Here is a 12,267-nt window from a genome sequence, read left to right as displayed (position 1 = left end):
GGACGGAAGTGGACGTCCCGACCTTCAGGCTGGCGGTCCCGTGCCTCCCGGCAGCAGGGCCGGGCAGGTCTCGATCGGGGCCGAACGGCCCATCCCCGGGAAGCCGGCCACGGTGCCAGCGTTGAGGTATCCCCTCGGGACGTGCTCCCGAGCGCCGGGCGTCCCCCGGAGGAGGAAGCCATGACCAGCGAGATCCCCGCCCGACCGGAGCTCGGCAACGTCGTCGTGGGAGTCGACGGGTCCCCGTCCGCGCGCACGGCGGTGCTCTGGGCCGCAGCCGAGGCGGACCGACGCGGTCGGACCCTGCATCTCGTCCACGCCGCCGATACCGACCGTCGGGCCCTCTTCGCCGACGCCGAGACGATCCAGACGGTACGCGAAGCGGGCCGAGACCTGCTGATCGACACCGAGAGCGCGGTCCACGAGCGCTTTCCGGACCTTGCCGTCACGAAGGAACTGAGCCGCCAGGAGCCGGTCGCCGGTCTCCGGGCGGCTGCCGGCCATCGGGGCACGATAGTGGTGGGCAACCGGGGGCTCGGCGGCTTCTCGACTCTCATGCTCGGCTCCGTCGGAATGGGGGTGGCGGCCCGCGCCGAGGTGCCCGTGATCGTCGTCCGCGGCGACGGTGACCGCCCCGAGTCGGGATCGGTGACGGCAGCCGTGCACGGCGCATCGGATGTCGGCTGGCTGCTCGTCGCGGCCGCCGAGGCGGACGCACGCAAGGCGGTGTTGCGACTGGTGAGCGTCTGGAACGTGCTCACCCACGTCGGCAGCGTCGCGACCATGCTGGACGACCTGGACGAGATCGCGTGGCAGCGCGTGCACGAGATCAAGGCGCTCGCCGACCGCGTGCGTGACTTCTATCCCGGGCTCGTCGTCAGCCATCACGTCGAGACGGGCACGAGCACGCCCGGGATCCTGGTGGAGGCGAGTGCCCACACCGATCTGCTCGTCATGGGCAGAGAACACCGTGTTCTGGGCGCAGGACCGTCCCTGGGGCGCGTCGCCCACGTCCTGCTCCACCACGCCCACGCTCCGGTGGAGATCGTTCCACCCGCCTTTGCCACCCGGGTCGAGGAGCTGTGAACGAGACACTGCCCGGGACCGACCCCCGGGAGCAGCCGATCCCCGCACCCGGATGGGCCGCCGGCGGGACCGTACGAAGAGGACCGGCGCTCCGCCTGGTCGTCGCCGCACCGCGGCCCGCCCACGTCTTCCCTTGAGCACCAGGGGGTCGACGGGATCACGAGCAGGGAGGCCAGGAAGGCAGGGGGGCCGGAAAGGAGGAGGCGGCCATGACGACCGCAAGGGAGATCATGCACACCGGCGCGAGCTGCGTGCAGGAGAACGAGACCCTGATGGACGCGGCGCGCCGCATGAGCGAGCTGGATGTCGGCGCGCTGCCCATCTGCGGGCCCGACAACCGGCTCCACGGCATCATCACCGACCGGGACATCGTCGTGAAGTGCCTCGCCAAGGGCAAGGACCCCCAACGGATGACAGCCGGTCACCTCGCCCAGGGCAAGCCCGTCACCGTGGACGCGGGCGCCGACAGCGAAGAGGTACTCCGGACCATGCAGGACCACCGCATCCGACGCGTGCCCGTGATCGACGACCACCGCCTGGTCGGCATGATCAGCGAGGCGGACCTGGCGAAGCACCTGCCGGAGGAACGAGTCGGCCACTTCGTCGAGGAGATCTGCCGCTGACGGCACCAGAGCCGTGGCGCCAGGGGCCGGTCGGTCCAGGTACGGCCCTTCGGCCCGACGGACAGCTCCCGTGCACGCTGCGCCGCATGACCTCGCGGGCGGACGATGGGGTTACGGAGACGGACCGGCCCCCGTGACCCGGTCGAACCCGGTCCACCGCCCGTCCGCACCCGACCCGGGTCCTCGGCGACCGTCCTGGGCCCCGAAACGAGGAGCAGAACAATGGCCGGAGGCAAGGTGGAGCGCAGGCACAGCCTGTTCCCCGACTTCGACAGCTGGTTCAACCGCGAGTTTCCGGGACTGCCCGGATGGCGCCCCGCGACGGCCGCGCACTCCATCCCGGTGGAAGTGTCCAGCGGCGCCGGCGGGTACGTGCTGCGGGCCGAACTGCCCGGAATGGACCCCGACGACTTCACCATCACCGTCGAGGACAACCTGATCACGGTGAGCGCGGAGCACAGCGAGAGCGAGGAGGACAAAGAGCACTCGGAGTTCCGCTACGGATCGTTCCGCAGGACCGTGCGTCTCCCGGCCACGATCCCGGCCGACGACGTCGAGGCGTCGTACGCGGACGGCATCCTCACCATCCGCGTTCCGATGCCCGAGGAGAGGACCGGCGCCGCACGCACCATCCCGGTGAAGCGGGGCGACACCCCGCCCGGAGGAGCCACGTCGTGAACCCCAGGCGAGTCGGCAAGGCGGGGACATCCGCGACCCGGAACGGACCCGGGACCGGGCCCACCCCATAGGGACCGAACCCGGCACCCCTCGCTGAACGGTCTCGTCGGCCCGTCCTGGAGGCCACTCCACCCAGAGGTGCGACATGGACCACCACAATCGGTCGGAGGAGCGGCTCAGGCCGTCCGGGGGAGGAGCCGGCGGATGCGCCGCACCCCTCCTCATCCTGGTGATCGCCCTGGTCTGCGGCGTCGTCGCCGTCATGAGCCTGTGGAGCGCCGGAGCCAGGGCCGACCGCGAGCTCGCCGCCCACCGCCACCAAGTGCAGGCGACCACCACCGGGCCGGCCAAGGACCCGCCCGTCGCCAGCCGCTCCGGATCGACACCGCGGTCCGTCGCACCGGCGGTCTGGGCACAGCCCGACGACGTCCGTCGGTCCGGCACCGTCCCCGTTCCTCCCCGGACGCCCGAGGGCCGCAAGGTGACGATCTGGGTGGACGACTCCGGAGCCCCCGCGGGCCCGCCGGGCAGCGCCGCCGACCGCGCGCTGACCTCTCTCTCGGGCGGAACCGCTGTCACCGCCGCCGTCGGAGCGGTCGGGACCGGCGCCCTCGTCCTCGTCCGGCGGCGGACCGAAGCCCGCCGGCTCGCGGTCTGGGAACAGGAGTGGGAACAGGTCGAACCCGTGTGGTCCGGTCGGCTCCGCCGGGGGAGCGCTCCGGGGACCGACGATGACTGACCACGCCGCCACGGGCCGGGCGGCCACGCCCACCGAGGCGCTGCCCTTCGACCCCAGCGAGCCCCTGCCCAGGCTGCGCCGTGAACTCGCCACCGGGCCGGACGGGCTGTCCGCTCGCGAGGCGGCCCGCCGGCTCGCCGTTCACGGGCCCAACGAGGTACGACGCAAGGCCCGCTCCTCTTTCGTACGGGAGCTGACCGGACAGCTGGTCCACCCCCTCGCTCTGCTGCTCTGGGCCGCCGCCGCGCTGGCCTTCGTCGCGGACCTCGGAGTGCTCGGCTGGGCGATCCTGGCGGTCATCGCCGTCAACGCGGGCTTCGCCTTGCTGCAGGAGCGCCAGGCCGAGCGGGCGGTGGAGACCCTCGCGCGCTATCTGCCCGAGCACGCCCTCGCCGTACGCGACGGCCGGCCCCTCACCGTGGAGGCCCGCGACCTGGTGCCCGGCGACGTGATCCTCTTGGAAGAGGGCGACAAGGTACCGGCCGACGCGCGCGTCACCGAAGGCGGCGTGGAAGTCGATCTGTCGATGCTCACGGGGGAGTCCGTCCCCGCCGAACGCATGGCCGCGGCCGGGCTCCTCGGTGCTCCGTTGCTGGAGGAGCCGAACCTCGTCTTCAGTGGGACGACGTGCGTCGAGGGGGAGGCCCGGGCCGTCGTGTTCGCCACCGGCAACCACACCGAGATCGGCCGGATCGCCGCCCTCAGCCAGCGGACCCGGCGCGAGGCGAGCCCGTTGGAACGACAGGTCAGGAAGGTCGCCTGGCTCATCGCCGGCGTCGCCACCGGCATGGGGGCCGTGTTCCTGGTCCTGGGCGTGGCTGTCGGACTGCCGGTGACCGACTCCCTCACGTTCGCCATCGGACTCCTCGTCGCCAACGTCCCCGAGGGGCTGCTTCCCACCATCACGCTGGCCCTCGCGGTCGGCGTCCGCGCGCTGGCCCGCGAAGGCGCGCTGGTGAAGCGACTCAGCGCGGTGGAGACGCTCGGCTCCACGAACGTCATCTGCACGGACAAGACCGGCACGCTGACCCGCAACCGCATGCGCCTGAGAGAGCTCTGGACCGCGGAGCACGGAGCGGGAACCGGCCCCTGGGCGCACGAGCTGGTGCGGGCGAGCGCCGTGTGCACCACCGTCACCCGTGAGGACGAGGGCGAGCTGCACGGCGACCCGACCGAGGCCGCCCTCGTCACCGGAGCAGCCGACCACGGAGTCCCGGTGGATCTCGGCCGGCGCGACGCTGCACGGCGCAGACTGTTCCGCTTCGATCCGCGACTCCGGCTGATGTCGGTCGTGCAGGACGACGAGGCGACGGGTCGCCTGCGGATCGTCGCCAAGGGAGCGCCTGAAGCGGTCCTGGCCCGCGTCCTTCCCGGTTCCGCCACGGACGCGGCCCGCTCGGCGGCCGAGGAGCTGGCCAAGGGGGGCATGCGGGTCCTCGCCGTCGCCGCACGCGACCTGCCGTCGGGGGCGGAGCCGCCGTCGCGCCGTCAGGACGCCGAATCGGGACTGACACTGCTCGGCCTGGTCGGGCTGTACGACCCGCCGCGCCCCGAGGTGGCGGAGGCCGTCCGCCACTGCCACGACGCCGGGGTGCGCGTGCACATCGTGACGGGGGACAGCGGAGCCACTGCCGCTGCGGTCGCCCGCGAGGTGGGCATCGGAGTGCCCCGCCTGCACGTGGTCGCGGCCTCCGAGTCGCTGGGCGACGACGAGCTCGACCGGCTCCTCGTGGAGGGCGACGCCGAGATCGTCTTCGCCCGCTCCTCGCCCGAGACGAAGCTCAAGGTGGCCGACACCCTGCGGGCCCACGGCCGGATCGTCGCCATGACAGGTGACGGGGTCAACGACGCCCCCGCGCTGCACCGTGCGCACATCGGGGTGGCCATGGGACGCTCGGGCACCGACGTGGCCCGCGAGGCCGCCACCATGGTGCTCACCGACGACGACTTCGCCACCATCGTGACCGCGGTCGAATCCGGGCGCCGCGTCTACGACAACGTACGCAAGTTCATCGTCTACATCTTCGCCCACGCGACGCCGGAGATCGTGCCCTTCCTCGTCTTCGCGCTCTCCGCCGGCGCCGTCCCCCTTCCCCTCACCGTGCTGCAGATCCTCGCCATCGACCTCGGCACCGAGACCCTGCCCGCCCTCGCCCTCGGCCGGGAACGCTCCGAGCCCGGCATCATGCAGCGGCCGCCCCGGCCACGGCACCAGGGAGTGATCTCCCGCGACATGCTCGTGCGCAGCTGGGGCTACCTGGGCCTGATGTCGGCCGCCCTCGTCATGGTCGGCTTCTTCTACGTGCTCTGGCGCGCGGGCTGGCAGCCGGGCGATCCCACGGGTACGGGCAGCTCCCTGCACCACGCCTACGTGACGGCCACCACGGCCACCTTCGCCGGCATCGTCACCTGCCAGGTCGGTACGGCCTTCGCGGCCCGCACCGACCACGCCGCGCTGCGGGACATCGGGGTGTTCTCGAACCCGCTGCTCCTCGCGGGTATCGCCTTCGAGCTCGCGTTCACCGCCGCGCTCGTCTACGCGCCACCGCTCCAGCACCTCTTCGGCACGGCCGCCCTGCCCCTGGACGTCGTCCTGCTCATCGCGACGTTCCCGGTCCTGGTGTGGGGCACGGACGAGCTGCGGCGCGCCAGGCGGCGCCGTCAGCGCGCGGTACCCACGACCGGCTCGTCACCACCCTGGTCGAGGCGGAACGGCGGATAGGCGTCCGTCATGAGGCTCGCGTAAGCGGCGACGCGCAGGACCCAGCGGTTCAGCCCGACGATCAGGGCGAACAGATCACGCGGATACCGGTCGGTGAAGGCCACGGCGAAGCCCGCGATGAGCGTGAGGAGCGTGATCAGGCCGCCGCTCCACCAGTGCACCTCCATCCCGCCGGTGAAGAAGGCGATCACCAGGTAGTGGGGGATGGCGAGCAGCCACCACTTGACCAGCACCTGTGAGCGGGAGAGCCGCTCCGGGTAGGCGATGTCCAGCCGGGCGGGGTAGCCGGGCTCGGGGCCCAGGCTGAAGGGCGGGTAGCGGTCGGTGCCCAGGGCGCCGTACGAGTAGTACGACACGCGCCATGACCAGCGCAGCACGCCCAGGTTGAAGTCGAACAGGCCCCGTGGGAAGCGCTCGGTGAACAGGATGGCGAAGAAGGCGATCACCGCCACGACGAGGAAGGCGATCCAGAGGAAGAACAGCACGATCCAGTGGGGGATCACCAGCAACCATTTCACCAGCCACAGCCAGCGGGACAGCCGGCTGTCGAGTTCGGCCGTCACCACCACGGGAGCATGCGGGGTGCTCGGGGTGTTCATGCTCACCCCTCCTTCGGCAGGTCGTCGTCTTCGTACGCGAGCCGGTCGACGACCCCCACGACACCGTCGACGCTGTTGCAGAGCCGGAGAAGCACCGGAACGAGGCTCCGACGCCCTACGGTGCCGCTGAGCGTGACCCGGCCGTCCGTCACCTCGACCGACAGGGCGGACGGGTTCAGCCCCAAGGTGTGGGTGACCACGTCCTCGACGATCTCCTCCTGGATCGCATGGTCCCTGCGCAGGAACAGCTGGACGAGGTCGCTGCGGCTGAGGACGCCCACGAGCTGCCCGCCGTCGTCGACCACGGGCAGGCGCTTCACCCTCGCCCGGTCCATCACGCGGGCGGCCCGCACCACGCTCCACTCAGGTCGGGCGACGATGGCGGGACTCGACATGAGCACGCCCGCGGTGTCGAGCGCGGCCCCGGCGGCACGGCGGCGTACCAGGTCCGCCTCCGAGACCACGCCCAGAGGCCGGTTCGACTCGTCCACCACGCACACCGCGGTGATGTCGAACTCGTCCAGGAGCCGTGTGATCTCCTCGAACGTCGTGCCCGGTACGACGCTGACCGCCGTGGGCGTCATCTGATCCGCGACGCTGCGGTGCCTCATCGCCTGTCACCCCCGGCTCACATCGGGGACGGTGAACGGCTGAGGTGCCATCGCACTTTCCTTACCTGAGGAGTCGGCGTGCCGGCGTTGCCGCAACGGCCGCGGATACCGCCTCACCGACGGAGGTGCCCTGGGCGCAGATGGTCGCTCCGTGAGCAGTGGCTCTGTCCGTGCGACACCGTTCAGTCGAAGGCGAGCACCTCGGAGACCGGACGGCGTGGCGTGGCCCGACCGCGGGGCCCGTAGCCCAAGCGGAACACCATATGGACGAAGCCGATCGTCGAGCCGGGATCGCGTGCGTCGGTACGGAGCTCCGGCCACTCCAGCGGCTGGGACATGAGAGAGGAGGAGAGGCCGTCGAGGGTGGCCTGCAGCAGAACCCTTTGCATGGCCTGGCCGGCCTTCAGCCAGTCCTCCCGGGTGTCGCCGACCGTACCGAGCAGTGCGATCTGCGGCCTCCTCTCGAAGCGTGCCGAGACGCGGCCGGGCACCGTGCGGGGAGTGCCGAAGTCCCTGACGGGGGAGGTCACGTCGTACTGCCGCGGGCCGAAGGCGTACGCCGGGATGCCCTCGGTGCCGGGTCCTTCCCCGGCCGCGCCCGTGCGCGTCCAGGCGGCGATCTCCGCGCGCACCGCCTCGTCCGCCGCCTCGAACAGCTCGGAGACGTGGACGAGATCCATGACGGTGTCGGTGTGCCAGGCCCCGGGGACGACCAGCCGGCAGCCCTCCAGCAGAGCCGCGGCACGCAGCCCGTCGATCACCTCGGAGGGGATCCGCTCCTCGGTGAAAGGGAAGCGACTGGTGTGCCGACGCGACAGCGCGGCATGCAGGACGCCCAGTTCGCCGTCGGCGTCGTCGGGACCGTCGAGGCGCACGTCGGCGAGATGCCACGGGTCATCCGGAGAGGGCAGCAGCCGGACCACGGGACGCAGGCCCCGGTGCGCGGCAGCGACGCGCAGGCTGAACAGGGCGGCGCCGCAGCCGAGGTGGAGGGCGCGGTGGTCCGGGTCCTCGCGCGGCAGGGCGCGCAGCGGATCCCCGTGCAGTCCGATGACTCCGGTGCCCGTCCTGTGGACGAACTTCCAGGGCTGTGCGTTGTGCATCGAGGGAGCCGTGACGGCGTCTTCGATCAGCGACGTCACGAGTGGTCGGGTCAGGGCGGTGGTAGACACGGTCGGTCCTGTCTGCGGTGACTCACCAGGAGATGTCGTGGGCAGTGCGGGCGGGGGCTGTGGGACGTGTGTCGTCCTCGTGGAAGGAGAGCCGGTCCACGACGGCGACGACGCCGTCCACGCGCTCGGCGAGTCCGACGAGCGTCAGGGCCTGACTCCGCTGCCGGAGGCGGCCGCCCAGCGTCACCACGCCGTCGAGGACGTGCACGTCCACCGCGTCCGCGGGCAGCTCCATGACATCCGAGAGGACATCCTCACGGATGCGACGGCGTATCTCCGCGTCCGGGCGGAGGTAGACACAGAGCAGGTCGCGGCGGGTCACGATGCCGACCAGTCGTTCTTCTTCGTCGACGACGGGCAGCCGCTCGACTCCGCGGCGCACCATCAGCCGTGCCGCGTCCGCGACCGTCTCCTCGGCGTGAACGGTGACGGCCGGCGTCGTCATCAGGTCCCGCACGGTCAGCTCGTGGCGGGCAAGGAGGTCGCTCTCGGAGACGACTCCCACGACATGGTCGTCGTCGTCCACGACAGGGACCCCGCTGATGTCGTGCTCGGCGAGCACCTTGGCCACTTCCCTGAACGACGTCGCGGGGACGGCGGAGACCACGTCGCCGGTCATCAGACCACCGACCTTCATGTGCTTCATCGCCGCGCCTCCCGTTCGAGGGTCCGGACGGTGCTTCCTACGTACCACCCTCCGACTCGCGCGCGAGGCCTGCGAGGGCCGAACGGTCCACCCTCAGGACCGAACGGGCTCGTCACCCCAGAGGTCGCGCCCCGCTGCCGGGGCGGGGACCATTGGTCCCGTCACTACCCCCGGCGGCCCTCCAGCCTCCCGAGTCCGGTTGCCAGTGTGGAGGAAGGTCCCGCGGCCCTTGGGAGGAGAAGCCATGAACGGAACCACAGCCCGTTCCGGCCTCGGCAGGGTCGTCGTCGGTGTGGACGGATCACCGTCCGCAGACACGGCGGTGACGTGGGCGGCGGCGGAGTCGGCGCTGCGGGGCAGCACTCTCTGTCCGCAACGGTGGCCACGGGAGCGCCCGAGATCTGCCCACCATCGGACGGACCACGCTCGGTCTGCTGCAGCACGCCCACTGCCCCGTGGAGCTCATTGTTCGGCAAGGCCCCGGACACGGGAGCACGTCATGACCAGCACCACGGACCGCGGCGGCATCGTCGTCGGTGTCGACCCCGTCAAGAACCGGCACACGGCCCTTGCCCGGGGCCGCGGAGTCGGGCGTCGAGGCCGCGGCGGGTACACCGGGACGCGCGTCGGCTCCGTCGTCCACGGGCTGCCGCACCGGGCCCACTGTCCGGTGATCACCGTGCCTGCCGGGTGAGCACGCCATGACGGCGCCGGCTCCGCACCGGGCCCCCGCGCCGGTGCGGGAGACGACGGGACTCACCCAGGAGGAAGTCGCCCGACGGCTCGCCGACACAGGTCCCAACGAGGTGGCCGCGAGAAAGCCCGTACCGCTCCACCAACGGGTTCTGGCCCAGCTGACGGACCCGCTGATCATGGTGCTCCTCGGGGCCGTCGTGCTGACCCTCGCGATCGGTGACCATCCTGACGCGATCGTCATCGGGCTGGTCGTCCTCGTGAACACGACCGTCGGGGTGGCGCAGGAGATCCGTGCCGACAACGCCGTCGCCGCACTCTCCGCCCTCACCGCGCCGCACGCGCGCGTGCGGCGAGACGGCGCCGTCTGCGACCTCCCGGCGGCGGACGTCGTCCCTGGTGACGTCCTTCTGGTCGGTGAGGGCGACATCGTCGCCGCCGACGCCGAGCTCGCCGAGGCGTCCGCGGTACTCGTGGACGAGTCCATGCTCACCGGCGAGTCCGTCCCCGTCGACAAGGACGTCGGCACGACGCTGAGCGCGGGCACGGTCGTCGTGCGCGGCCGGGGCGTGGCCGTGGTCACGGCAACCGGCGCCGGCAGCGCCCTCGGCCGCATCGCGGCTCTGCTCGACGAACGGCGCGAGCAGACCCCGTTGCAGCGCCGCCTCGCCGCCCTCGGGCGCGTCCTCGCAGCCGTGACGCTCGCCCTGTGCGTCCTGGTCTTCGCCCTCGGCCTGGTCCGGGGACTCCCGCTCGGCACGATGGCGGTCACCGCCATCAGCCTCGCCGTGGCGGCGGTCCCCGAGTCCCTCCCCGCCGTCGTCACCCTGGCACTCGCACTCGGCGCCCGGCGCATGGTCGCCCGGCACGCCCTCGTGCGGCGGCTGCCCGCGGTGGAGACGCTCGGCTCCGTATCCGTCCTCGCCACCGACAAGACCGGCACCCTGACCGAGGGCCGCATGGTCGTCCAGCACCTCTGGACACCATCGGTGAGCGCCGAGCTGTCCGGCGTGGGGTACGAACCCGTGGGCGAGGTCCTGGTCGCCGGGCAGCCCGCGGCAGCGGACGAGCTCGAACCCCTCACGGAGCTCCTGACCGCGACCGCCCTGTGCAACGACGCCACACTGCGCCCGCCGGACGACGGGGCCGCCGACGGCCGCTGGACAGCCCTGGGCGACCCCATGGAAGCCGCTCTGCTCACGGCCGCGGCCAAGGCGGGCTGCCCGGACCCCACAGAACTGGCGAGGACCCGACCCCGGCGCGGAGAAGCACCCTTCGACAGCCTCCGCAGACGCATGACCACGCTGCACGCGACCGGGGAGGGCCGGGTGCTGGTCTGCCTGAAGGGCGCCCCCGAGGCCGTACTCGACCCGGCCGTTCTGCTCGACACTCCGGAGGCGCTCACGGCGGCCCGCCAGGAGGCCGCGAGCCTGGCCGCGCAGGGGTATCGCGTGCTCGCCGTGGCATCGGGCGTGCGGAACGACATCCCGAGCCCGGCCACCACGGCGGAGTCGGGACTCGCGCTCCTCGGCCTCGTCGCGCTCAGCGACCCGCCCAAGCCGCGTGCCGCGGCTACCCTCGCTTCCTGCCGGGCCGCCGGTATCACCCCCGTCCTCATCACCGGGGACCATCCGGCGACGGCTCGGGCGGTGGCGTCGCACATCGCCCTTCTGGGCGACGGCGGTGAAGGGGAAGACCACGTCGTCACGGGGGCGGACGTGGCCGCAGGGCGCGTTGCCGACCTCACCTCGGTGCGGGTCTTCGCGCGCACGGACCCCCAGCAGAAGCTGGACATCGTGGAGGCGTGGCGAGCCAGGGGAGCCGTGACCGCCATGACCGGCGACGGGGTCAACGACGGCCCCGCGCTGCACCGGGCCGACATCGGCGTCGCCATGGGCGCGCGCGGCACGGAGGTCGCGCGACAGGCCGCTGACCTCGTCCTCACCGACGACGAGCTGTCGACGGTGGTGGCGGCCGTCGACGAGGGACGGCGCGTCTACGACAACATCCGCCGCTTCCTCGTCTACGGGATGGCCGGCGGCGCGGCCGAGATCCTCGTCATGCTGATCGGCCCGCTGCTCGGGCTGCCGCTGCCCCTGCGAGCGGGCCAGATCCTGTGGATCAACCTCCTGACGCACGGCCTCACCGGCGTCGCCATGGGCGCGGAACCGGCCGCCCCGGGAGCGATGCTTCGACCGCCACGCCCACCCGGCCAGCACATCCTCGGCGGAGGCGCCTGGCAGCGCCTGCTCGTCCTGGCCGCCGTCGTCACCGCGGCCTCCCTCGGCGCGGGACTCGGTGCCCGGGCGCTGGACCTGGCTTGGCAGAGCGTTCTCTTCCTTGCCCTCCTGGCCGCCCAGCTGGGCGCCGTCCTGGGACTCCGCGCCCGGCTGTTCACCCGCAGGAACCCGTTCCTTCCCCTGGCCGTCCTCGCCTCCGCCCTGCTGGCCGGGGCAGCGCTGTACGTGCCCTTCCTGAGCTCGGTCCTGGAGACCGAACCGCTCGGCTGGGCGGGCATCGGGATCGCCGTGGCCGGAGCCCCCGCGGGGTTCGTCGCCGCGCGACTCGTCCGCACGGCCTTCCGCGGGACGCACCCGGCTGGAGCGTCGGGGACACGGGAACGGCCGTGACGAAGCGCCCGCCTGACGAGGACCACGCGCTCGACGCGGCCGGAGGTGGTGACGGAGCACGAGGGGCC

11 protein-coding genes are annotated in these 12,267 nt (G+C 72.3%); 7 read left to right on the top strand and 4 right to left on the bottom strand.

The features are described from left to right. The first annotated feature begins 180 nt into the window (after nt 1–180). From ACFY8W_RS05160 to ACFY8W_RS05140, 5 genes are all read left to right on the top strand, one after another. Nucleotides 181–1,086, top strand: a complete 906-nt coding sequence (locus ACFY8W_RS05160) for a universal stress protein (RefSeq protein ID WP_391100396.1) — start codon at nt 181–183, stop codon at nt 1,084–1,086. A gap of 209 nt (nt 1,087–1,295) precedes the next feature. Beyond that, nucleotides 1,296–1,709, top strand: coding sequence for a CBS domain-containing protein (locus ACFY8W_RS05155; protein WP_391100393.1), 414 nt, complete (start codon nt 1,296–1,298; stop codon nt 1,707–1,709). 222 nt (nt 1,710–1,931) lie between these two features. Further along, nucleotides 1,932–2,387, top strand: a complete 456-nt coding sequence (locus ACFY8W_RS05150; protein WP_391100390.1) for an Hsp20 family protein — start codon at nt 1,932–1,934, stop codon at nt 2,385–2,387. A gap of 145 nt (nt 2,388–2,532) precedes the next feature. Further along, a complete protein-coding gene (locus ACFY8W_RS05145) occupies nt 2,533–3,126 on the top strand; it encodes a hypothetical protein (protein ID WP_391100388.1) in 594 nt (197 codons plus the stop codon). Next, nucleotides 3,119–5,848 (top strand): HAD-IC family P-type ATPase, encoded by a 2,730-nt coding sequence (locus ACFY8W_RS05140; RefSeq protein ID WP_391100386.1) that lies wholly within the window; start codon nt 3,119–3,121, stop codon nt 5,846–5,848. Before ACFY8W_RS05145 ends, ACFY8W_RS05140 begins: the two co-directional genes overlap by 8 nt. Here ACFY8W_RS05140 and ACFY8W_RS05135 read toward each other — a convergent pair. From ACFY8W_RS05135 to ACFY8W_RS05120, 4 genes are all read right to left on the bottom strand, one after another. Continuing rightward, a complete protein-coding gene (locus tag ACFY8W_RS05135) occupies nt 5,788–6,447 on the bottom strand; it encodes a DUF4389 domain-containing protein (protein ID WP_391100383.1) in 660 nt (219 codons plus the stop codon). The genes ACFY8W_RS05140 and ACFY8W_RS05135 overlap by 61 nt on opposite strands. Before the next feature lie 2 nt (nt 6,448–6,449). Next, nucleotides 6,450–7,058, bottom strand: a complete 609-nt coding sequence (locus ACFY8W_RS05130) for a CBS domain-containing protein (protein WP_391100381.1) — start codon at nt 7,056–7,058, stop codon at nt 6,450–6,452. Between the two features lie 182 nt (nt 7,059–7,240). Further along, on the bottom strand, nt 7,241–8,230 hold the full coding sequence (locus ACFY8W_RS05125) for an Acg family FMN-binding oxidoreductase (protein WP_391100379.1): 990 nt from the start codon (nt 8,228–8,230) through the stop codon (nt 7,241–7,243). A gap of 22 nt (nt 8,231–8,252) precedes the next feature. Continuing rightward, a complete protein-coding gene (locus ACFY8W_RS05120) occupies nt 8,253–8,876 on the bottom strand; it encodes a CBS domain-containing protein (protein ID WP_391100377.1) in 624 nt (207 codons plus the stop codon). Between the two features lie 499 nt (nt 8,877–9,375). Here ACFY8W_RS05120 and ACFY8W_RS05115 point away from each other — a divergent pair, with 499 nt between their 5' ends. After that, nucleotides 9,376–9,570 (top strand): hypothetical protein, encoded by a 195-nt coding sequence (locus ACFY8W_RS05115; protein ID WP_391100375.1) that lies wholly within the window; start codon nt 9,376–9,378, stop codon nt 9,568–9,570. A gap of 7 nt (nt 9,571–9,577) precedes the next feature. Then, nucleotides 9,578–12,199 carry an HAD-IC family P-type ATPase gene (locus ACFY8W_RS05110; protein ID WP_391100372.1) on the top strand — a complete coding sequence of 874 codons (2,622 nt, stop codon included), beginning with the start codon at nt 9,578–9,580 and terminating at the stop codon, nt 12,197–12,199. The last annotated feature ends 68 nt before the right edge of the window (nt 12,200–12,267 follow it).

Source organism: Streptomyces sp. NPDC012637, assembly GCF_042954805.1.
GTDB lineage: Bacteria > Actinomycetota > Actinomycetes > Streptomycetales > Streptomycetaceae > Streptomyces.
The sequence above is the reverse complement of the archived record's forward strand: the minus strand, read 5'-3'. Positions and strand labels throughout refer to the sequence as shown.